Origin of the sequence: Pseudomonas sp. M20 (genome assembly GCF_045037865.1) — a bacterium.
Classification (GTDB): Bacteria; Pseudomonadota; Gammaproteobacteria; order Pseudomonadales; family Pseudomonadaceae; genus Aquipseudomonas.
In genome coordinates, this window is record NZ_CP173611.1 from 6,590,796 (window position 1) to 6,610,940 (window position 20,145).

At 59.5% G+C, this 20,145-nt stretch carries 21 protein-coding genes and 1 pseudogene; 11 read left to right on the top strand and 11 right to left on the bottom strand.

Annotated elements, in window-relative coordinates; genetic code table 11:
- Nucleotides 1–53: 53 nt before the first annotated feature.
- The 4 genes from ACI514_RS29400 to ACI514_RS29415 form a co-directional block, all read right to left on the bottom strand.
- The gene (locus tag ACI514_RS29400) at nucleotides 54–1,004 is read right to left on the bottom strand and encodes an alpha/beta hydrolase (protein ID WP_160059513.1); all 951 of its coding nucleotides are present in this window, start codon (nucleotides 1,002–1,004) and stop codon (nucleotides 54–56) included.
- On the bottom strand, nucleotides 1,005–1,892 hold the full coding sequence (locus ACI514_RS29405) for a neutral zinc metallopeptidase (protein WP_150706854.1): 888 nt from the start codon (nucleotides 1,890–1,892) through the stop codon (nucleotides 1,005–1,007).
- 193 nt (nucleotides 1,893–2,085) lie between these two features.
- The gene (locus tag ACI514_RS29410) at nucleotides 2,086–2,919 is read right to left on the bottom strand and encodes an aldo/keto reductase (RefSeq protein WP_405122832.1); all 834 of its coding nucleotides are present in this window, start codon (nucleotides 2,917–2,919) and stop codon (nucleotides 2,086–2,088) included.
- Nucleotides 2,903–4,642, bottom strand: a complete 1,740-nt coding sequence (locus ACI514_RS29415) for an FAD-dependent oxidoreductase (RefSeq protein ID WP_405122833.1) — start codon at nucleotides 4,640–4,642, stop codon at nucleotides 2,903–2,905. The genes ACI514_RS29410 and ACI514_RS29415 overlap by 17 nt, the downstream gene beginning before the upstream one ends.
- Before the next feature lie 177 nt (nucleotides 4,643–4,819).
- Between ACI514_RS29415 and ACI514_RS29420 the strand changes: the two genes are divergently transcribed.
- The 4 genes from ACI514_RS29420 (at nucleotide 4,820) to ACI514_RS29435 (ending at nucleotide 8,697) form a co-directional block, all read left to right on the top strand.
- Nucleotides 4,820–5,596: an IclR family transcriptional regulator gene (locus ACI514_RS29420; RefSeq protein WP_160059510.1), complete on the top strand. Its 777-nt coding sequence runs from the start codon at nucleotides 4,820–4,822 to the stop codon at nucleotides 5,594–5,596.
- A gap of 243 nt (nucleotides 5,597–5,839) precedes the next feature.
- Nucleotides 5,840–6,901, top strand: a complete 1,062-nt coding sequence (locus tag ACI514_RS29425; protein ID WP_405122834.1) for a Gfo/Idh/MocA family protein — start codon at nucleotides 5,840–5,842, stop codon at nucleotides 6,899–6,901.
- Nucleotides 6,902–6,903: 2 nt separating this feature from the next.
- The gene (locus tag ACI514_RS29430) at nucleotides 6,904–7,719 is read left to right on the top strand and encodes a sugar phosphate isomerase/epimerase family protein (protein ID WP_405122835.1); all 816 of its coding nucleotides are present in this window, start codon (nucleotides 6,904–6,906) and stop codon (nucleotides 7,717–7,719) included.
- A gap of 99 nt (nucleotides 7,720–7,818) precedes the next feature.
- On the top strand, nucleotides 7,819–8,697 hold the full coding sequence (locus ACI514_RS29435; protein ID WP_007909717.1) for a DMT family transporter: 879 nt from the start codon (nucleotides 7,819–7,821) through the stop codon (nucleotides 8,695–8,697).
- A gap of 128 nt (nucleotides 8,698–8,825) precedes the next feature.
- Here ACI514_RS29435 and ACI514_RS29440 read toward each other — a convergent pair whose 3' ends face one another.
- Nucleotides 8,826–10,163: an MFS transporter gene (locus ACI514_RS29440; protein WP_201228594.1), complete on the bottom strand. Its 1,338-nt coding sequence runs from the start codon at nucleotides 10,161–10,163 to the stop codon at nucleotides 8,826–8,828.
- Between the two features lie 357 nt (nucleotides 10,164–10,520).
- Here ACI514_RS29440 and quiC point away from each other — a divergent pair, with 357 nt between their 5' ends.
- Together quiC and ACI514_RS29450 are read left to right on the top strand one after the other, a co-directional pair.
- A complete protein-coding gene (gene quiC / locus ACI514_RS29445) occupies nucleotides 10,521–12,422 on the top strand; it encodes a 3-dehydroshikimate dehydratase QuiC (protein ID WP_160059507.1) in 1,902 nt (633 codons plus the stop codon).
- Between the two features lie 101 nt (nucleotides 12,423–12,523).
- On the top strand, nucleotides 12,524–13,201 hold the full coding sequence (locus tag ACI514_RS29450; RefSeq protein WP_160059506.1) for a TetR family transcriptional regulator: 678 nt from the start codon (nucleotides 12,524–12,526) through the stop codon (nucleotides 13,199–13,201).
- A 104-nt stretch (nucleotides 13,202–13,305) separates the two neighbouring features.
- Here ACI514_RS29450 and ACI514_RS29455 read toward each other — a convergent pair whose 3' ends face one another.
- Both ACI514_RS29455 and aroQ read right to left on the bottom strand, forming a co-directional pair.
- On the bottom strand, nucleotides 13,306–14,160 hold the full coding sequence (locus tag ACI514_RS29455; protein ID WP_160059505.1) for a shikimate dehydrogenase: 855 nt from the start codon (nucleotides 14,158–14,160) through the stop codon (nucleotides 13,306–13,308).
- A 5-nt stretch (nucleotides 14,161–14,165) separates the two neighbouring features.
- On the bottom strand, nucleotides 14,166–14,606 hold the full coding sequence (gene aroQ / locus ACI514_RS29460) for a type II 3-dehydroquinate dehydratase (protein ID WP_008084592.1): 441 nt from the start codon (nucleotides 14,604–14,606) through the stop codon (nucleotides 14,166–14,168).
- A gap of 314 nt (nucleotides 14,607–14,920) precedes the next feature.
- On the opposite strand from aroQ, the pseudogene ACI514_RS29465 reads away from it, so the two are divergent.
- Nucleotides 14,921–15,348: pseudogene (locus tag ACI514_RS29465) on the top strand (DUF4160 domain-containing protein).
- Nucleotides 15,345–15,791, top strand: coding sequence for a DUF2442 domain-containing protein (locus ACI514_RS29470; protein WP_160059503.1), 447 nt, complete (start codon nucleotides 15,345–15,347; stop codon nucleotides 15,789–15,791). Before ACI514_RS29465 ends, ACI514_RS29470 begins: the two are co-directional and overlap by 4 nt.
- A gap of 54 nt (nucleotides 15,792–15,845) precedes the next feature.
- Here ACI514_RS29470 and trmA read toward each other — a convergent pair whose 3' ends face one another.
- Both trmA and ACI514_RS29480 read right to left on the bottom strand, forming a co-directional pair.
- Nucleotides 15,846–16,925, bottom strand: coding sequence for a tRNA (uridine(54)-C5)-methyltransferase TrmA (gene trmA, locus ACI514_RS29475; protein WP_405122836.1), 1,080 nt, complete (start codon nucleotides 16,923–16,925; stop codon nucleotides 15,846–15,848).
- Entirely contained in the window at nucleotides 16,922–18,217 is a 1,296-nt protein-coding gene (locus ACI514_RS29480; protein ID WP_007909733.1) for an NCS2 family permease, read from the bottom strand. Before ACI514_RS29480 ends, trmA begins: the two co-directional genes overlap by 4 nt.
- A gap of 32 nt (nucleotides 18,218–18,249) precedes the next feature.
- Between ACI514_RS29480 and ACI514_RS29485 the strand changes: the two genes are divergently transcribed.
- The 3 genes from ACI514_RS29485 to ACI514_RS29495 all read left to right on the top strand — a co-directional run bounded on the left by ACI514_RS29485 (nucleotide 18,250) and on the right by ACI514_RS29495 (nucleotide 19,501).
- The gene (locus ACI514_RS29485) at nucleotides 18,250–18,576 is read left to right on the top strand and encodes a hypothetical protein (protein WP_238785364.1); all 327 of its coding nucleotides are present in this window, start codon (nucleotides 18,250–18,252) and stop codon (nucleotides 18,574–18,576) included.
- Nucleotides 18,485–18,889 (top strand): DUF4879 domain-containing protein, encoded by a 405-nt coding sequence (locus ACI514_RS29490; protein WP_238785353.1) that lies wholly within the window; start codon nucleotides 18,485–18,487, stop codon nucleotides 18,887–18,889. Before ACI514_RS29485 ends, ACI514_RS29490 begins: the two co-directional genes overlap by 92 nt.
- Before the next feature lie 66 nt (nucleotides 18,890–18,955).
- A complete protein-coding gene (locus ACI514_RS29495) occupies nucleotides 18,956–19,501 on the top strand; it encodes a DJ-1 family glyoxalase III (protein ID WP_405122837.1) in 546 nt (181 codons plus the stop codon).
- A 12-nt stretch (nucleotides 19,502–19,513) separates the two neighbouring features.
- Here ACI514_RS29495 and ACI514_RS29500 read toward each other — a convergent pair whose 3' ends face one another.
- On the bottom strand, nucleotides 19,514–19,801 hold the full coding sequence (locus tag ACI514_RS29500) for a HigA family addiction module antitoxin (protein WP_095048728.1): 288 nt from the start codon (nucleotides 19,799–19,801) through the stop codon (nucleotides 19,514–19,516).
- Between the two features lie 14 nt (nucleotides 19,802–19,815).
- Entirely contained in the window at nucleotides 19,816–20,094 is a 279-nt protein-coding gene (locus tag ACI514_RS29505; RefSeq protein WP_127929858.1) for a type II toxin-antitoxin system RelE/ParE family toxin, read from the bottom strand.
- Between the last annotated feature and the right edge of the window lie 51 nt (nucleotides 20,095–20,145).

Here is a 20,145-nt window from a genome sequence, read left to right on the forward strand (position 1 = left end):
CCCCTGTAGGAGTGAGCCTGCTCGCGATAGCGTCAGATCAATCAGCACAAAACTTATTCAAACAACGCCTTCTGCCCCTCCGGCGAGGTCAGCATGCCATCGCCGTTATGCCCGACCCCGGGCACTTCCACCAGCCGCTGATTGACGCCCTCGGGATGGCGGCGCAGCAAATAGCCAAAGTACAACTTCCCACGCTCCAGGCGATACGCACCCTGCGCTTCGGCTTCACAGCGCTTGTCCAGCGCCGGATGCTTGGGATCAATATCCTGCTGCCCCAGCAGATAAATCACCTCGCGTTTGACGTAACTGCTCTCAAGCTGCAACGGCGTTTGCCCACCGGCGTACACAGGCATGTCTGACAGACCGTACTTCCAGCGATTGAAACCCGCGCACTTGGCGTGATCGAACGCCACCGGCCTTTGTTCATTGAAGTAGGCATAAGAAGACGGATTGGCCACCACATAGCGCAAACCAATGCCGTTTGCCTTCAGCGCCGGTTGATCCTTGGCCAGCAGGGCATAGCGCTGTACAACCTGGCCGCCGCCGGAATGACCGAAGATTACGATCTGCTTCACGTCCGGAAATTGTTTGCGGTCGCTGATCCGTCCGATGATTTCGTCGAGCGCCGCATAGGAACTCAACGGATTCGGCCCTGTGGATAAGCCGCCGCCCATCCACTCGTTGCCTTGCCAGCGCAGCAAGGTGGCGGGGAGCGAGTACAGCGCGACATCGCTTTCATTGAGAAACTGCGGCGCGATCACCAGTGTGTGCGCACTTTGCCCGGCCAGTTCGGCGGCGCTCTCGGCGCTTTTGCGATAGGTTTCCGCGTTGCGCAACCGGCCATGAATGACGATCAGCACGCGCTCGATTTTTTCTGGCGCGGGGCCAATACCCACCGCCATTTCCCCGGCCTTGAGTTGCAAACGACCGGGGCTGATCGCATCGACACCAGCGGCGTGCGCGGTGCTGCCGACGATCAGTAACGCCAAAAGCCATTTATGCATTTACAGGTTTTTCGCCGCGAAGGTGTCGCACTGGCCGACCTGGCCCTGCGCGAATCCGGTTTTGAACCAGCGCACCCTTTGCGCCGACGTACCGTGAGTAAACGAGTCCGGCACCACACGGCCCTGACCCTGTTGTTGCAGGCGATCATCACCGATGGCGTTGGCCGCGTTCAAGGCCTCTTCGATGTCGCCCGGTTCCAGCCAGTTCAAACGCTTCTGTGCGCTGTAGGCCCAGACACCCGCGAGGCAGTCAGCCTGCAATTCCTGACGCACCAGCAAGCCGCCATCGCCTTCCATCTGCCGGCCTTGCTGGCGGGCTGTCTGAATTTTCGCCGAGACGCCGAGAAGTGTCTGCACGTGGTGTCCGACTTCGTGAGCGATCACGTAAGCCTGGGCAAAGTCGCCGGCAGCCTTGAAGCGTTGCGACATTTCCTGAAAGAACGCCATGTCCAGATAGACCTTCTGGTCGGCGGGGCAATAGAACGGGCCGGTTGCCGAGGTGGCCAGACCACAGGCGGAATTGACCCGGTTGCTGAACAGCACCAGGGTCGGATCTTTATATTGGCGCCCGGCCTGCTGGAAAATCGTGCCCCAGGTGTCTTCGGTATCGCCGAGGATCGAGCGGACGAATTCGGCCTGTTCATCGTTGGCCGGCGGTGCCTGACGGGTTTGCGAGGTAGGCGCCGATTGCTGTGTGGATTGCCCGGCGAGCTGACCGAGGATCTGCATTGGGTCCTGCCCGGTGATCCAGCCAATACCGACGATCAGCAGGATGGCCCCCAGACTCAGGCCTTTGCCGCCGCCGAACCGCATGCCGCCGCCACCGCCGGCATCATCACCACGGGCGTCGACGACGTTGTCACTGCGTCGGCCTTTTTTCCATAGCATGTGGGAATCCTCTGTGTGTATCGGGTGGTGATGAGTGTTGCTGTTGTGTGAGTGTGGCGCCAGTCCGGTCGTCCGTCTATTCGCACACACGCAAACAGGCCCGGCCTCGTGTTGACGAGGTCGGGCCTGTTATTGACGGTCTGGCGCGAGGCAAATTCAATCCCGCGCAAGATTTCTATCGCTGGATTATCAATCAGCGATCAAACGCATCCCACTGCGGTGCGAAATCCGGGCTGACCTGGCGTTGATTTTTCGGCAGTGCGGCAATCAATGCGCGGTCTTCATCGTCGAGTTCGACTTTCAGCGAGGCGAGGTTGGCCAGTTGATTGGTGCGGCTGCTGGCCTTGAGAATCGCTGCGACGTTGGGTTGGTCGAGCAACCATTTCAATGCGACCTGGGTCGGCAGCACGCCGTGCTTTTGGGCGATCTGTTGAATCTGCGGGATGTCCGAGACCTTGTTGCGTGCCAGTGGCGTGTAGGCCGTCAGTGCCATGTCGTGTTGACGGGCGTAGTCGAGCAGAGCGTTTTGGCCGAGCAGGACGTGGTATTCAACCTGAATCGCTGACAGACCGATGCCGTATTCCTCGACGACTTTGCGCAGCAACGGCAGAGGAAAATTCGCCACGCCGATGTTGCGCGCCAGGCCTTGCTCCTTGAACGAGGCCAACGTGGCGAGGGTGCGTGGCAGGTCCCAGTCGGTGGTCGGCCAATGAATCATGAACAGGTCGACATAGTCACTGCGCAAAGCAGTGAGGCTGCGGTCCATGGAGTGGCGCATCGCGTTGGGTTGCAGCTGATCCCACCAGACCTTGCTGGTGACGTGAATTTGCTCGCGCGGTGTCGGTGTATTCGCCAGTGCTTGTCCGACCGCGTCCTCGTTGTTGTAGGCCGCTGCCGTGTCGATGTGTCGATAACCCAGGTCCAGCGCTTGCTCCACGGCGCGGGTGCATTCGTCACCGAGCATCGGCCAGGTGCCGAGGCCCAGCTTCGGCATGTTCAAACCTTGGGCGTTAACGATGTGCTGCATGGTCGATCTCCTGTTCGAAAGCAGTCATGCCGGCAATGTGCCGGGCGGCGATGTAACCGAAAGTCAGCGCCGGGCCGAGGTTGATACCGCCCGCCGGGTAGTGGCCGCCCATGATGCTGGCCATGTCGCCACCTGCTGCGTAGAGGCCGGCGATGGGCTGTTGGTGGGCGTCCAGCACTTGCGCGTGGGCGTTGACCTTGAGTCCGGCGAAGGTGCCGAAGCAGCCCGGCTGGACTTTCACGGCATAGAACGGACCGGTGTCTATTGGGGCAACGCAGGGGTTGGGAAGGTTCGCCGGATCACCCTGTTTGCGGTTGTAAGGTGTGGTGCCGCGTCCGAACAAAGGGTCTTCGCCGTGGCGGGCATGGCGGTTGTAGTCGTCCACGGTCTCGCGCAATCCGCTCGGGTCGATGCCGCAGGCGCGGGCCAATTCTTCAATGGTGTTGCCGCTTTTCAGATAGCCGCTGCGGATAAATTCTGACACCGGCAGCGGAAATGGCCGCGATATGCCCAGTCCATAACGCCGTTGAAAGGCGCGGGTGCAGATCAGCCAGGAGGCGACTTCTTCACCTTCCGGCGCGGCGGCGACCATCGCGCTGACGTAATCGTAATAACCGTTGGCTTCGTTGACGAAGCGCTGGCCGTTACACAGCACGCCGATGATCCCGGGTTTGCCGCGCTCGATGATGTGTGGGAAATGGCCGGTGCTGCCGTCGGAATGTGGCACTTGCGATACCGGCGCCCACGCCACGGGCGAAGCCACATCGGTATTGACCCGTGCACCGACGCTTTCGCCCAGGCGCAAACCATCGCCGTTGACGGCCAGCGGTGGTAGCGCCCAATGCTCGTGACCGGTCGGCGTGCGCGGAAACAGGGCTTTGCGCCGCTCGATGTCATTGGCAAAACCACCGGCGGCGAGCACTACGGCTTTGCGTGCATGAATGCGGATCGGGCCTTTGTCTGTTTTGACCACAGCGCCCGAGATGCGCGAGCCTTCACGCAGCAACGCTGTCACCGGTGCCGATTCCCAGAGCAACACGCCGAGGTCTTCGGCGGATTTTGCCAATCGTGCAATCAACGCCACGCCGTTGACCAATTGCATGGCCCGGCCATGGACCGCGAGGTCTAGCAAATGTCGGGTAAAGCGCCGGGTGACATGCCATGCCGCTTTCAGCGACCGCGTCAGATTGAGGAATGCCGACAGATCCGCCCCGGCCATGATCGGCATGCCCATGAAGGACGTTTCGCGCATCGTTGTACGAAGGCGCTTGAGCAGGCGTCCGACCTTGCGTCCGTCGTAAGGCGCCGCGATGACCGAGCGACCGCCAGTGCCAGCGCCCGGCGTGTCGCCATGAATGTCGGCAATGGCGTTGCCATCAGCAAATTGCAACGCGGTGTGCTGCTCAAAAAACGCGACCATGCACGGCCCGGCTTCAAGAAAGGCATCGATCATTGCCGGGTCAAAGTGCTCGCCCAGTTCATGGCGCAAATAGGTGCGCGGTTGTTCGATGTCTTCGACGATGCCGGCCCGACGGGCCAGCGGATTGCACGGCACCCACGCCCAGCCCCCGGACCAGGCCGTGGCGCCACCGAACAGCGGATCCTTTTCGACGACGATGACTTTCAAGCCATGCCACGCGGCGGTGACGGCGGCCGACAACCCGGCGGCGCCAGAACCGACGACCAATACGTCGCAGTCGATATCAGGGAGTTCGGCAGACATCAAACAACGCTCCAGCGATGAATTATTTTTGGAATTTGATTCCAGAAAATAACCAGCGCTGGTGTAGCACGACAAGCTTTGATTCAACAAAGCGGGCGGTTATCGAACAACCGGTTCCAGATTTCGCTTTACCGCGGATGTCTTCTAGAATCGGCAAAATTTCCTTTGGATATCCCCATGGCCGGCAGTCAAATCGAACGGGTTTTCAGTGTGCTGGAAACCCTTACCAGTGATCCGCGCGGGCTGCCGATGCAGACGCTGGCAGAGCAACTGGATATCCCCAAAAGCGCGACGCACCGCTTGCTCGCCGAGCTGATTCGCCTGGGCTACGTGCGCCAGAATGCGGAAACCTTGCGTTATCACCTGTCGACCAAACTCGTCGCGATGGGCTTCCAGTATTTGTCGAGCAGCGGTGCCGATATCGTCCAGCCAGTGCTTGATCGACTGGCGCAGGAAACCGGCGAACTGGTGCGTTTGGGCGTCATCGATGGCGAGCGCCAGACCTGGATCGCCAAGGCGCAGGGCGCGCGCAGCGGTCTGCGTTACGACCCGGACATGGGCCGCGATGCGCCGCTGTTCTACACCGCGTCCGGGCATGCGTGGCTGGCGTGCATGAGCGATGCCGAGGCGTTGTCGCTGGTCGAGCGGCAGGCGGCGGAGGTGCCGGTGGGCGTCGGGCCGAATGCGCCGCGCTCGAATATCGAGTTGCTGGAACGCCTGCGCCTGGCCCGCGAGCAGGGGTATGCCTGGGTCGAGGAGAGCTCGGCAGTCGGCACTTCGGCGATTGCGGCGGTGGTGAAGCATCCAACGGATGGTCGGGTGATCGGCGTACTGAGTATTGCCGGACCGAGTGCGCGGATGCCGGGGGCACGGTTGCATGAACTGGCGCCGTTGTTGCTGACATTCACCGAAGAATTATCAGCAGCAAGCCTGGCCTCAGAACTGTTTATCTAATCCGAATTCACGCAGTGCCCTTGTAGGAGTGAGCCTGCTCGCGATCGCGGTGTATCAGCTGGCATTAATGTTGGCTGACACACCGTGATCGCGAGCAGGCTCACTCCTACAGGGGATTTTTGTTGTCCACGAAGTTGTGCGGTGTTCGCACGTTTTTGAGATGGATGGGTGTTTGATTCTGGAACTCGGTTCTAAATTGTTTGTGGAGTGTTATTCCGAGAACAATCACAAGAGGACCGCACCTTGAATTCGCCCCTTCGAATCGCCCTGATCGGCGCCGGCAATATGGGCCAGCAACATTATCGGCATCTGCAAACCCTCAGCGAAGCGACGCTGTGCGCAGTGGCTGATCCCGGGCCGCAAGCCGCAGCGCTTGCGGCTGATTGGGGTGTAATGCATTTCGCCGATCACCGTCAGATGCTCGAGCAGATCAGGCCAGACGCGGTGATCGTCGCCAATCCGAATAATCAACACGTCAGCACCGCGCTCGATTGCCTGGCGGCGGGTGTGCCGGTGTTGCTGGAAAAACCAGTCGGGGTGCACCTGGATGAAGCGCGCGAGCTAGTCGCGGCGGTCAAAAGCAGCGGCGTGCCGGTGCTGGTCGGCCATCATCGGCGCCACAACCCACTGATCGTTCGCGCTCATGAATTAGTGCAGAGCGGGGCGCTCGGGCGGCTGACCACGGTGACCGCGCTGTTCCAGTTGCGCAAACCCGACAGTTACTTCGAGATCCCGTGGCGCCGCGAACCGGGCGCCGGGATGTTGCTGACCAATCTGATTCACGACCTCGATCTGTTACGGCATCTGTGCGGTGAGGTGCGCTCGGTGCAAGCGATCACCGACAACACCGTGCGCGGGTTCGCCAACGAAGACAGCGCGGCGGTGTTGCTGCAATTCGAAGGTGGCACCTTGGGAACCCTGAGCGGGTCCGATGCAGTGGCGGCGCCATGGAGTTGGGAGCTGGATTCCGGTGAGAACCCGGTCTATCCGCGTCAGGCCGATCAGCCGTGTTATCTGTTGGCCGGGACTGCTGGCGCCTTGAGCATTCCGCAACTCAAGCGTTGGCATTACGCCGCTGATCAGGTCGACGCCGGTTGGCATGAACCCTTGTTGATGGTCGAAGAGTCCTACAGCGGTGACGACGCTTTACGCTTGCAGTTACAGCATTTCGTACGTGTGGCGCGGCGTGAAGTCGAGCCGCTGGTCAGCGCTGCCGATGCCGCCCGCACCCTTGCGTTGATTGAAGCCATTCGCGAGGCTGCCGCTACCGGTCGAGCCTGCGCCCCTGCACTGGTCGAGGCTTGAATATGAGTGAACGAATCCTCTCCTTGGCCAGCCTTACCGTGCTGGAGTTATCGCCACCGCAAATGGTCGAAGTCGCTGCGCGGGCCGGTTACAGTCATGTCGGACTGCGTCTGGAACCGGCGACGCCCGAGGAGCATCATTTCCCGTTGGTCGCTGATGCTGAATTGCGCCGTCAGACTTTGCAGCGCCTGCGCGATACCGGCATCCGTGTGCTCGACGTGGAAATCCTGCGTTTGAAACCGCAGACCGTCGTCGCCGATTTCGAGAAACATCTGACAGTGGGCGCGGAATTTGGCGCCACGGAATTACTCATCGCCGGTAATGATCCTGACGAGCAACGACTCACCGACAACTTCGCCGCCCTTTGCGATCTGGCCGCGCCTTACGGCTTGCACCCGCATCTGGAGTTCATGCCCTGGACCGATGCGCGCAACCTCGAACAAGCGCTGCGAATTGTCGGAAACGCTGATCGGGAAAACGCTGCGGTGCTGGTTGATGCATTCCACTTTGATCGTTCGGCTTCACGGCTTGAGGATCTGCAAACAGTGTCGCCGTCGAGGCTGCGCTATGCACAATTATGTGATGTGGCGGGGCCGAGACCGTCAGATATGGCCGAGATCTTGCGTCAGGCGCGCAACGAGCGGCGGTTTCCCGGCGAGGGTGATTGTGATCTGCTCGGGTTGTTGAAAGCGCTGCCGACTAATATTCCACTGAGTCTGGAAATTCCCACTGTGAAACTGCTCGAGCAGGGCGTGAGCGGATTACGGCGGGCGCAGATGGCGATTGATAAAACTCGAGCGTTGTTGGCGCGCCTGTAAGCGGTGCTGCGCACCTATCGCGGGCAAGCCCGCTCCCACAGGGGGAGGCGAGACTGCCTGCGAAGCTCTTGATCTTTTATGGCTCCACAAGGAAATCCAATGACCGTCAGCACCCCGCTCTCCGGAGTCAACCAACCCTTCAAGGGGATCTTGCTGATTGTCGTGGCAACCTTCCTGTTTTCCAGTCACGACGCGTTGTCGAAATACCTGTCCGGTTTCTATCCGATCGTGATGGTGGTCTGGGCGCGTTATCTGGTGCACACACTGCTGATGGCGGGGATTTTTCTGCCGCAATCCGGGTTGCGCGTTTTGCGCACTAAGAAGCCGTTATGGCAGTTGACCCGAGCACTTTGCCTACTCGGTACTAGCCTGTTTTTCACAACGGCCCTGCTGTATATCCCGCTGGCGGAAGCCACGGCGGTGAACTTTCTCGCACCGGTATTGGTGACAGCCTTGTCCGTGCCGCTGCTCAAAGAGCGGGTGACGCGCGGGCAATGGATCGCGGTGATTTGCGGCTTTATCGGCGTTTTGATCATCGTCCACCCGGGTGGTGAACTGTTCACCCCAGCGGTATTGCTGCCATTCTGTTCGGCGCTGTTTTTCTGCTTCTATCAGTTGCTGACGCGCAAGCTTGCTGAAGTTGACAGCCCGACCACCAGTAACTTTTTCGCCGGGCTGTGTAACACGCTGGTGATGAGTGCGCTGGTGCCGTTCTTCTGGCAGGTTCCGACGTTGACCCACGCCGGGCTGATGCTGGCGCTGGGCAGTTGCGGGATGACCGCGCATTTGTTTCTCACCCAGGCATTCCGCCATGCCGCTCCAGCACTGCTGGCGCCGTTCGGTTATTGCCAGATTGTGTTTGCGGGGTTGTTGGGCTGGCTGCTGTTCAATCACACGCCGAGTCTGCTGACGATCATTGGCATCGCGGTGATCTGTTGCAGCGGACTGGCGGCAGCGTGGCAGCAGAGCCGCCGCTGAGTAGGTTACGCAAAACCTTGTAGGAGTGAGCCTGCTCGCGATGGCGGTGTGTCAGTCGATGAAGTTATTGACTGACACTAAGCCATCGCGAGCAGGCTCACTCCTACAGGTAGCGTTGTGTAGGCAGGTTATTCGGTGACGGTCGGGATTTTGCGCGGGGCCATGAAGTACATCCACGTCAGCGCAATGAAGTACATCGCCGGAATCAGGGTGAACAACACGGTGTAGTTGTTGTTGGTCACGGTGAGGATGTGGCCGACGATCTGGGTCATGAACATCCCGCCGATCGCTGCGCACATGCCGCCGAAACCGAACACGGTGCTCATCATGTGCTTGGGCGTGTAGTCCATTACCAGGCTCCAGATGTTTGCTGTCCACGCCTGGTGCGCACCGATTGCCAGAGAAATCGCGGCCACCGCCACCCACAGATTGGCAGAGCCAGCCGCCATGACCACACCGATGATGCAGCAGGCGAACAGGAACATCGACAGCAGCCGCGCCTTGATCGAGTTCATCCCGCGACCGATCAGGAACGAAGACAGAATGCCGCCACCGACACTGCCGAAGTCAGCCGTGACGTAGATGATGATCAGCGGGATACCCATTTGGGTGACGTTGATGCCCAGGTTGTATTGCTGATTGAGAAACGGCGGCAGCCAGTACAGGTAGAACCAGAACACCGGCGCGGTCAGCGAGTAGGCGAGGGCGAAGGCCCAGGTACCACGCATGCGCAGGATTTTCGAGAACGGTACGCGGGCCTGCTCTGGTTCGACTTCTTGCTGGATGTAGTCCAGTTCGGACTGTTTGACGCTCGGATGATCTTCCGGGTTGAAGTACTTCAAACCCCAGAACAGCAGCCAGATCCCGCCGAGTGCCGACATGCACAGGAACGCCGCTTGCCAGCCCCAGACGTGCAGGACCAGTGGCAGCAGCATCGGCGTGAACATCGCACCGACGTTGGTGCCGGCGTTGAAGATGCCGGTGGCAACCGCACGTTCGCCGGCCGGGAACCACAGGCGCGTGGTTTTCACGCAGGCCGGGTAGTTCGCCGCTTCGGTCAGACCGAGAATAAATCGGCAGACCATAAAGCCGACCGCCGATGTCGCCAGGCCGTGAGCACCGGTGGCCAGGCTCCACAGCAGCACGGCGCAGAAGAACACGCGTTTGACGCCGACCCGGTCGATCAAGCGACCTTGCAGAACGAAACCGATCGCGTAGCCGACCTGAAACCAGAAGTTGATGTTGGCGTAATCCATCGCCGTCCAGCTCATTTCCTTGGCGAGGATGGGTTGCATGACGCCGAGGGCGGCGCGGTCGATGTAGTTCAGGGTAGTGGCGAAAAACACCAGCGCCAGCATGCCCCAACGGGTTTTGCCGACAGCCATGGCGCCGCGGATCTTGTCGCCGATGCCACCCGTGGCAGTGCTCATGGCCGGGGCCATGCGGGAAGTCTGTGAAGGAATCATGTGTTCCACCCGTTTTTGGATTTGTTATTTGGTGTGCTTGTTACTTGCACGCTGCGACCGGTGGTTCAGATCCGGACTCAATGTGCGGTCGATGTTGGGCAGTGGACGAAAAATCGTCAATTCGCCAAACCGCCATTGTGTTCGATAATCGCACGCAAAACTAACCGGGTAGTACACTTTAAATTGCTGCCACGTTCGATGCAGCCAATAATTTCCCTACTATAAAAACCCATCCCATGTAGGAGCTGCCGCAGGCTGCGATCTTTTGATTCTGTTTTCACGAATAAAGATCAAACGATCGCAGCCTTCGGCAGCTCCTACAGTAAAGATAAAGCGGCGCAGTCCGGGAGTTGAAACATGCAGCGTTCCATTGCCACCGTTTCCTTGAGCGGCACCCTGCCGGAAAAACTCGAAGCCATCGCCGCCGCCGGGTTCGACGGGGTGGAGATTTTCGAAAACGACCTCCTGTACTACGACGGCAGTCCGCGGGAAATTAAACAGATGTGCGCCGATCTCGGCATCGCCATCACTCTGTTTCAGCCGTTCCGCGATTTCGAAGGCTGCCGCCGCGATCGCCTGGCGCGCAATCTTGAGCGCGCCGAACGCAAGTTCGACCTGATGCAGGAACTGGGCACCGATCTGGTGCTGGTCTGCAGCAATGCCTCGGCCGACAGCGTCGGCGACCAACAAATTCTGGTCGATGACCTGCGACTGCTGGCCGAGCATGCCGGTGCGCGCGGCTTGCGCATTGGTTACGAAGCGCTGGCGTGGGGCCGTCACGTCAACACTTATCAACAAGTCTGGGACATCGTGCGCCAAGCCGATCACCCGAGCCTCGGCGTGTTGCTCGACAGCTTCCATACGCTGTCGTTGAAGGGCGATCCGCGCCCTATCGCCGACATTCCCGGCGACAAGATCTTCTTCGTGCAGATGGCCGACGCGCCGATTCTGGCCATGGACGTTCTTGAGTGGAGCCGGCACTTCCGCTGCTTCCCCGGCCAGGGCGAGTTCGATCTGCCGGGGTTCCTCGCGCCGATCATCCAGAGTGGTTACACCGGACCGCTGTCGCTGGAAATCTTCAATGACGGCTTCCGCGCCGCGCCGCCACGGGCGAATGCCGCCGACGGTTTGCGTTCGCTGCTGTATCTGGAAGAGAAGACTCGCCAGCGTCTGGAGCAGGAAGCCCAGCCTGTGGCCAATCGCGAAATCCTTTTCGAAACACCGAAGGCCAGCGAGTACAACGGCATCGAGTTTCTTGAATTCGCCGTGGATGAAAGCCTCGGCGCCAAGCTGTCGAACTGGCTGGAGCGCCTCGGTTTCGTCAAGGCCGGGCAGCACCGCTCCAAGAGCGTGAGCCTGCTGCGTCAGGGCGACATCAACCTGATCCTCAACTCCGAACCGTATTCGTTTGCTCACAGCTTTTTCGAGGCCCACGGCCCATCGCTGTGCGCCACCGCCGTGCGGGTCAAGGACAGCGCCAGTGCCTTGGCCCGCGCCGTCGCTTACAAAGGTCAGCCCTATCGTGGACTGGTCGGCCCCAATGAACTGGAGCTGGCAGCGGTGCGCGCGCCGGACGGCAGCCTGATTTATCTGGTGGATGAACAGGCCGATGTCTACGGCACCGATTTCAATCTGCTGGCAGATGCGCCGGCACGCGGCGGTCTCAAGCGTATCGATCACATGGCCATGGCACTGCCGGCCGACAGCCTCGACAGTTGGGTGCTGTTCTACAAGAGCCTGCTGGATTTCGAAGCGGACGACGAAGTGGTGCTGCCCGATCCGTATGGACTGGTGAAAAGTCGCGCACTGCGCAGTCGCGACAGTTCGATCCGCTTGCCGTTGAACATCTCCGAGAACCGCAACACCGCGATCTCCCACGCGCTGTCGAGTTATCGCGGCTCTGGAGTGCACCACATCGCCTTCGATTGTGACGATATCTTCGCCGAAGTCAGTCGCGCCAAAGAGGCCGGCGTACCGTTGCTGGATATTCCGCTCAACTATTACGATGACCTTGCTGCGCGCTTCGATTTCGACGACGAATTCCTCAGCGAACTGGCCTATTACAACGTCTTGTACGACCGTGATGCCCAGGGCGGTGAGCTGTTCCACGTCTACACCGAACCGTTCGAAGGGCGCTTCTTCTTCGAGATCATCCAGCGCAAGAACGGCTATGCCGGTTACGGCGCAGCGAACGTCGCGGTGCGTCTGGCGGCGATGGCCAAATCACGCAGTGGCGCGGTGCGCCAGGCGAAGTTGTAGGAAATTCGTAAACGCGGGATTAAACACGGGCCGCGCGGCTTCCTTCACTGTGCTGCGCAGCCCATAATCGCCGCCTGTGCAGTGATGGCCGTGAGCCCGCAATGACGATGAATTCAGAACTTTCCGCAGCGACCGAAGTATCCGCCGTGGAGCCGCGCAAGAGTCGCAAGAACAACCCGGAAAAGACCCGCGAGAACATCTTGCAAGAGGCGATCGTCGAGTTCGTCCAGCAAGGCTTGTCCGGCGCTCGCGTGGACGCGATCGCCGAGCGCATCCACACCTCCAAACGCATGATCTATTACTACTTCGGCAGCAAGGAGCAGTTGTACGTCGAGGTGCTGGAGAAGCTTTACGGTGATATCCGCAGCACCGAAAACCGTCTGCACCTGGCCGAGTTGGCGCCGGTGGAGGCGATTCGCCGATTGGTCGAGTTCACCTTCGATCATCACGACCGCAACGTCGATTTCGTGCGCATCGTCAGCATTGAAAATATCCACAACGCCGAATACGTGAAGCGTTCCGATGCGATCAAGGCAATGAACAACACCATCCTCGATTCGCTCGGTGAGATTCTGCGTCGTGGCGCTGATGAAGGTGTATTCCGCGCCGGGCTGGACGCGCTGGATGTGCATTTGCTGATCAGTTCGTTCTGCTTCTATCGCGTATCGAACCGGCACACGTTTGGCGAGATTTTTCAGATTGATCTGCCGGATGAAAGTATCAAGCAGCGTCATCGCGAGATGATTTGCGAATCGGTGCTGCGCTACCTGCAGGCCTGACACCGTCCCTGTGGGAGCGAGCCTGCTCGCGAAAGCGGTGTGTCAGTCAACAGATGTATTGGCTGGCCGTACGCCTTCGCGAGCAGGCTCGCTCCCACAGGTTTTTAGCCATTCATGCTTTGAAAGTGCGCGAGCATGCGCTGCGCATCCGGCACCACGCCGCTGAACAGTTCAAACGCCTTCACTGCCTGAAACACCGCCATATTGCCGCCATCCAGCGTCCGGCAACCCAGCGCGCGAGCATTGCGCAGCAGTTCGGTTTCCAGCGGGAAGTACACAATCTCCGCCACCCACAATTCCTTGCGCAGCAGCTCGACTGGTACCGGCATGCCCGGCAGTTTGGCCATGCCCATTGGCGTCGTGTTGACCAGACCGTTAGCCAGATTCAGCGAGCTCGGCAGATCCCGACCGGCCACTGCACGACCAAAGCCAAAATGCTGATTGAGATTGTTCGCCAGGCTCTCGGCGCGCTCACTGTCGACATCGAAAATGCTCAGTTGCTGTACGCCTTCGCTCAACAATGCGTGGGCCACTGCCGCGCCTGCTCCACCGGCACCCATCTGGACTACACGCTCGCGGGCGGCGTCTTTCAGACCTCGGCGAAAACCTTCGGCGAAACCGAGGCAGTCCGTGTTGTGACCGACACGTTTGCCATCCTTCAGCACTACCGTGTTCACCGCGCCGATGCCTTTGGCTTCCGGCGACAGTTCATCGAGCAGCGGGATGATCGCCTGCTTGCACGGGAAAGTGATGTTCAGCCCGGTGTAGTTCATCCGCTCGGCCGCCAGCAGCAGGTCGGGAAGGGCAGTGCTGTCCATGTTCAGTTGATCGAGATCGATCAATCGGTATAGATAACGCAGGCCTTGGGCATCGCCTTCATGCTCATGCAGCGCTGGTGTGCGCGAGGCCTGAATGCCGGCGCCAATCAGCCCGGCGAGTATTACGTTAGAGCGAGACATGCGATTTACCCCTTCAACCGCTGGCTGAAATGTTCCAGCGCCAGGCGATAGCCATGACTGCCAAACCCGGCCATCACCGCCGTGGCGATCGCCGAGACAAACGAGTGATGACGAAACGGCTCGCGGGCGTGGACGTTGGACAGGTGCACTTCGATCACCGGCAGTTCGCTGGCCACCAGCGCATCGCGAATCGCTACCGAGGTGTGCGTCCACGCCGCCGGATTGATCACGATCCCGGCGCAACGGCCGCGGGCAGCGTGAATCCAGTCGAGCAATTCGCCTTCGTGATTGGTCTGGCGAAACTCCACGGCCAGGCCGAACTCTTCTGCCGCGCGACCGCATAACGCCGAGATATCCGCCAGGGTTTCGTGACCGTAAGTGGCCGGCTCGCGAGTGCCGAGCAGGTTCAGGTTCGGGCCATTGAGCACCAGAACGATAGGGGGCATGAGGGGTAACTCCACTTATTGTTTTTGGCTTTGGCCGAGGATTTCAGCCTGTGGAGATAAAATGTACTAGATGGTTACCATGGTCAATTGAACAAAAATGGACGTGGCGTTTTATGTTCGGTGATCGCACAGAAGCGATATTGATCGAGATATGACGACAGCTTTGCTTACGTTTTTCACTGGAGCTTGTCCGGCTCATGACCTGTTGCGACGCTAGCCTGAAAAGCGGTGAAACGTCATGTGCCGATCACCAGTCGTCGGATTTGAAAGGAATCTTGAATCCTGAAACTTATTAACCTAACGGATGGGTTAGCATGAAGGTGTGCAGCTACAAAGGATTGTCGATTGTCATCATGTTGCGAGATGAGCATTGCCCCCGCACGTTCACGTGAATGCAGGTAGCTGGAGCGCCCGATTACAGTTCAGTTTCTGGCACAACGATATTGAGCTTTGGGATGTCATGCCGCTTTCTCGTCGACCACCGTTAACCGTGCTGGAAGGCTTGTGTCGATCTCTTGAGCAGCCTGCTCATCTGCGACGAGCACGCGGGATCTGGTGGTCAAGATTGCAAACTGTCTGTCTCGACAATCAATTGTGGGACAGCCATTCAAACGAAGTGCTGGGGATGAAACTCGTCACTGACAAGACACACAGAGTGGGATCGGCGCGTTATCTGCCAGAAGAGGGCAAAACTCTTCTGACATTGATAGGCGCATTGGAAGGAGTGGAAATCGATTTATGAAAGTCATCAAGGCTAAGCCATCCACACATCGTCCCCTGACGAAGGAGATGATCGACGCCGCCATCCTGCAAGGGGAGGCACGCCGAGCGAGTAGCTTGCAGGCTGTCTCCGTAACCTTTGAAGAATCATCTCTGGTCATCCGTTTTGAGGATGGCAGTGGTGTGTTGCTTCCGGTGAGCCAGTATCCAGAGTTTGACGGGTTTGATGCAGGCGATTACGAGGGGCTGACAGTCGGATTCGCAGGCACTGCGCTTTGCCATGAGGGCAAAGACCTTGACGTTTCCATTGCCGGGATGATTTCAGCGAGCCCGTCACTCATGAAGATGGCTGCGTCGGTGGTTGCATCGCGTAACGGTCGTCAAAGCAGTGCTGCAAAGTCCGAAGCTGCTCGAGCGAATGGCAAAAAGGGCGGGCGACCACGCAAGGCCGATCCCGCTTTGTAAAAACCACAAAAAAGCCGTCAATCACGACGGCTTTCTCGTATCAGCTTCCCGCAATCAACGCCGGGTCAGCAACACACCCGATTCCATGTGATGCGTCCACGGGAACTGGTCAAACAACGCGCACTGGGTAATACGGTGCGTGTCGTGCAACTGGGCGATGTTCGCCGCCAGGGTTTCCGGGTTGCAGGAGATGTACAGGATGTTGTCGAAGCGCCGGGTCAGCTCGCAGGTGTCCGGGTCCATGCCGGCACGCGGCGGGTCGACGAAGACGCTGCCGAACTCGTAGCTCTTCAGGTCGATGCCTTGCAGGCGACGGAACGGGCGCACTTCGTTGAGCGCTTCGGTCAGTTCTTCGGCGGACAAACGTACCAGAGTGACATTATCCACAGCGTTTTCGCTGAGGTTGCTCAATGCAGCGTTGACCGAGGTCTTGCTGATTTCGGTGGCCAGCACTTTGCGCACGCGAGTGGCGAGCGGCAGGGTGAAGTTGCCGTTGCCGCAGTACAGCTCCAGCAGATCGTCGTTGCGATCGCCTAGCGCTTCGTACGCCCAGTTGAGCATCTTCTGGTTCACCGTGCCGTTAGGCTGGGTGAACGCGCCTTCCGGCTGGCGATAGCTGAACGTGCGACCGCCGACGTCGAGTTTCTCGACCACGTAATCGAGGCCAAGCACTTCGCGTTTGCCCTTCGAGCGACCGATGATGCTGACGCCGAGATCCGCCGCCAGTTTCGTCGCCGCCGCGTGCCAGTGCTCGTCCAGCGGACGGTGGTAGCACAGGGTGATCATCGCATCGCCGGACAGCGTGGTCAGGAACTCCACCTGAAACAGTTTGTGGCTCAGCGCCGAACTGGCCTGCCATGCCGCTTTCAACTGCGGCATCAACTGATTGATGCGCAGGCTGGCAATCGGGAATTCTTCAATCAGAATCGGCGTGCGTTTGTCGTCCTGAGCGAACATCGCGTAATGCCGGTCGCTGCCCTCGCGCCACAGGCGGAACTCGGCGCGCAGACGGAAGTTCTGCAGCGGCGAGTCGAACACCGTCGGCTCAGGTGCATCGAACGGTGCCAGCAGATCACGCAAACGCGTGACCTTGGCTTCTAGTTGCTCGGCGTAAGCCTGGGAATCGAAAGTCATGCGTTGAACCAACCCAACTTGATCACAAACAGAATCGACAGAATCACCAGCGCCGGGTTCAGCTCACGTGCGCGGCCCGACAGCAGCTTGATCACGGTCCAGGCGATGAAACCGAAGGCGATGCCGTTGGCGATCGAGTAAGTGAATGGCATGGCCAGTGCGGTCACGACAACTGGCGCGGCAACGGTGATGTCGTCCCAGTCTATTTCGGCCAGACCGGAAGTCATCAACACGGCGACGAACAGCAGCGCTGGTGCAGTGGCGAAGGCCGGAACGCTGGCCGCCAGTGGCGAAAAGAACAGCGCCAGCAGGAACAGAATCGCCACGACGATGGCGGTGAGACCGGTACGCCCGCCCGCACTCACGCCGGCAGCAGATTCGATGTAACTGGTGGTGGTCGACGTACCCAGCAACGAACCGGCCATGGCCGCGGTGCTGTCGGCGATCAGTGCGCGGCCCATTTTCGGCATGTGGCCGTCCTTGCCCATCAGGCCGGCGCGCTTGGCGACGCCGATCAGGGTGCCGGAGTTGTCGAAGAGGTCGACGAACAGGAACGCGAAAATCACGCTGACCAGTCCGATGTCCAGTGCGCCTTTGATGTCCAGTTGCATAAAGGTCGGTGCCAGCGAAGGTGGCATCGAGGTCACGCCGTTGAACGGGGTGAAGCCCATCGCGATGGAAATGATGGTCACCGCCAGAATGCCGATCAGTACTGCACCGCGCACTTTCAGCGCTTCGAGGGCAACGATCAGGGCAAAGCCAAGGGTGGCGAGGATCGGTGCCGGGGCTTTCAAGTCACCGAGGCCGACCATGGTCGCCGGGTTGCTGACCACGATGCCGGCGTTGTGCAGGGCGATCAGTGCCAGGAACAGGCCGATACCGGCAGCAATCGCCGAGCGCAGTGGCAGTGGAATACTGTTGATGATCCATTCACGGATACGGAAGATCGACAACAGGAAGAAGCACACGGCGGAAATGAACACGGCACCCAGTGCGACTTGCCAGGTGTGGCCCATGTGCAAGACCACGGTGTAGGTGAAGAAGGCATTCAGGCCCATGCCCGGTGCGAGGGCGATCGGGTAGTTGGCGATCAGGCCCATGATCGTCGAACCGATCGCGGCGGCCAGACAGGTAGCGACGAACACTGCGCCCTTGTCCATGCCGGTCTCACCGAGAATGCTCGGATTGACGAACAGAATGTAGGCCATGGCCAGGAACGTCGTGATGCCCGCGAGAATCTCGGTGCGCACGTTGGTGTTGTGTGCCTTGAGTTGAAACAGCCTTTCCAGCATGTCTGCTCCCCGTGGCGCGCGTGGCGCCGTGAATGTATCGACCTCAACAGCAAAGCACAGACCGTCGCAAGCGCCTGAAAAATTGTGGTGGGCCGGAAAAAGCCGCGCATCATACCAGCAGCGTGAGGAATATGGCGGTTGTTGGTGTCGATCGTCGGCGAAGTTTTGCGTTGAAGCCAACTGCGCCATACTGCGCGCTGATTTTTTCGGGGCGGGAAGCGCATGAGCAGTTGCTGGATAAAGGTTTTTGGTTTGATTGCCGCGTTGATGGCCGGGATGTCGACAGCCTGGGCCGCATCGGCGCCACCGTTGACACAAGTGAAAGTCATCAAAGTGCAATCGCCGGCCTGCGGCCTTGAAGACATCGGCGATGGGCAGACGCACACCCAATGCAATCACAACGGGCCGAGCATCAAAGTCTATGTACTGGAAGTCGGATACGGCCAGAGCCAGCCGCATGCCAAGCTGGACGGGTTCGAGGTGAACGGCACCCGAGCACGGGTCTGTGCCTTTGATAATGGAAACCTGACCGAATGCAGTCCGGGCCGTAGCACCGTCGGTTATCTTTACACCTTCGATCTGGCGGGCAAACAGGAAGGCACCTTCACCTTCAGCAACACCTCGATCAACGCGCCACGCAACACGATGTCGACCCAGCTTTACATCAAGTAACGGCTGTTGCAGCGCGATCCGGGTGAAGCTGACTACGCTTCAAGTATCACCCAGCGGATAGCGCCCATGACCTTTAGAGCCCTGATTACCCTCGCCGAGGGCATCGATGATCTGCAAAGCGTGACCCTGATCGACGTGTTGCGCCGCGCCGGCATCGAAGTGGTCGCCGCCAGTATTGAAGGACGACGCATGCTCACCTGCGCGCGTGGTACACGACTGACCGCCGACGGCATGCTGGTCGATGTGCTGGCGCAAACTTTTGACCTGATCGTCCTGCCCGGCGGCGCCGTCGGCGCACAACACCTGGCGGCGCATCAACCGCTGCAACAACTGCTCAAGGATCAATCCAGCGCCGGACGCCTGTTCGCCGCCATTGCCGAATCCCCGGCCGTCGCCCTGCAAGCCTTCGGCGTGCTGCGCCAGCGTCGCATGACCTGCCTGCCCGGCGCCAGCCATCAACTCTCGGGTTGTACGTTTGTTGATCAACCGGTGCTGGTCGACGGCAACTGCATCACCGCGCAAGGCTCCAGCGCTGCACTGGAGTTTGCCTTGACGCTGGTCGAGCAACTCGGCGGCAAGGCCTTGCGGGTGAAAGTGGCGGGGGAGTTGTAGTGGCTGGAGGTGTCAGGCGTGGACAGCGATCAGTTCGATAACCGGTTGCTCCCGATGCTCCGCTTGCCACAGATCATAGTCGGTTTGTACGCCTAGCCACACGCGCGCCTTGCCAATGCCAGCACGCTCAAGACGTACAGCCAGATCCGGGCTGATTGGCGCATGTCCGTGTAATACACGTGAAAGATGCGGGCGTGCGAAGCCCAAGTGTCGGGCCAATTCGGTCACGCTGATGCCAAGCTCGGGCAAGACATCCATCAGCAGTGTTTCACCGGGGTGTGGCGGGTTGTGCATGGGCATGAGCCTGCCTCCTGTCAGTGGTAGTCCAGATAATCGACCAATTCGATGTCCGAACCGACAAAACGAAAGATCACTCGCCAGTTGCCTGAAACGCTCAGCGACCAGTACTCCGTCAGCTCACCTTTCAATGGATGCAGGCGCCAGCCCGGAAGATCCAAGTCTGCGGGAATCGTAGCGCGATCCATGAACTGCAGCATGCGCGACAGCCGTTTTGCGTGGTCGGCACGAATCCCGCGAGTCGAACCTGTTTCATAGAAGCCGCGAAGGCCTTTGTGCTGAAAGGATTTGATCATGGGCTCGAGTGTAAGGCGATACATTACACTCAGTGCGGTAACTATGTACCG

Coding starts and splice junctions, on each gene's coding strand:
- ACI514_RS29415 (WP_405122833.1), bottom strand. CDS start 4,642: ATGTCTGCCGAACTCCCTGATATCGACTGCGACGTATTGGTCGTCGGT.
- ACI514_RS29480 (WP_007909733.1), bottom strand. CDS start 18,217: ATGCTGGAAAGGCTGTTTCAACTCAAGGCACACAACACCAACGTGCGC.
- ACI514_RS29505 (WP_127929858.1), bottom strand. CDS start 20,094: ATGATCAAATCCTTTCAGCACAAAGGCCTTCGCGGCTTCTATGAAACA.
- ACI514_RS29430 (WP_405122835.1), top strand. CDS start 6,904: ATGAGTGAACGAATCCTCTCCTTGGCCAGCCTTACCGTGCTGGAGTTA.
- trmA (WP_405122836.1), bottom strand. CDS start 16,925: ATGACTTTCGATTCCCAGGCTTACGCCGAGCAACTAGAAGCCAAGGTC.
- quiC (WP_160059507.1), top strand. CDS start 10,521: ATGCAGCGTTCCATTGCCACCGTTTCCTTGAGCGGCACCCTGCCGGAA.
- ACI514_RS29440 (WP_201228594.1), bottom strand. CDS start 10,163: ATGATTCCTTCACAGACTTCCCGCATGGCCCCGGCCATGAGCACTGCC.
- ACI514_RS29420 (WP_160059510.1), top strand. CDS start 4,820: ATGGCCGGCAGTCAAATCGAACGGGTTTTCAGTGTGCTGGAAACCCTT.
- ACI514_RS29400 (WP_160059513.1), bottom strand. CDS start 1,004: ATGCATAAATGGCTTTTGGCGTTACTGATCGTCGGCAGCACCGCGCAC.
- ACI514_RS29495 (WP_405122837.1), top strand. CDS start 18,956: ATGACCTTTAGAGCCCTGATTACCCTCGCCGAGGGCATCGATGATCTG.
- ACI514_RS29435 (WP_007909717.1), top strand. CDS start 7,819: ATGACCGTCAGCACCCCGCTCTCCGGAGTCAACCAACCCTTCAAGGGG.
- ACI514_RS29490 (WP_238785353.1), top strand. CDS start 18,485: ATGGCCGGGATGTCGACAGCCTGGGCCGCATCGGCGCCACCGTTGACA.
- ACI514_RS29455 (WP_160059505.1), bottom strand. CDS start 14,160: ATGTCTCGCTCTAACGTAATACTCGCCGGGCTGATTGGCGCCGGCATT.
- ACI514_RS29485 (WP_238785364.1), top strand. CDS start 18,250: ATGTATCGACCTCAACAGCAAAGCACAGACCGTCGCAAGCGCCTGAAA.
- ACI514_RS29470 (WP_160059503.1), top strand. CDS start 15,345: ATGAAAGTCATCAAGGCTAAGCCATCCACACATCGTCCCCTGACGAAG.
- aroQ (WP_008084592.1), bottom strand. CDS start 14,606: ATGCCCCCTATCGTTCTGGTGCTCAATGGCCCGAACCTGAACCTGCTC.
- ACI514_RS29500 (WP_095048728.1), bottom strand. CDS start 19,801: ATGCCCATGCACAACCCGCCACACCCCGGTGAAACACTGCTGATGGAT.
- ACI514_RS29450 (WP_160059506.1), top strand. CDS start 12,524: ATGACGATGAATTCAGAACTTTCCGCAGCGACCGAAGTATCCGCCGTG.
- ACI514_RS29410 (WP_405122832.1), bottom strand. CDS start 2,919: ATGCAGCACATCGTTAACGCCCAAGGTTTGAACATGCCGAAGCTGGGC.
- ACI514_RS29405 (WP_150706854.1), bottom strand. CDS start 1,892: ATGCTATGGAAAAAAGGCCGACGCAGTGACAACGTCGTCGACGCCCGT.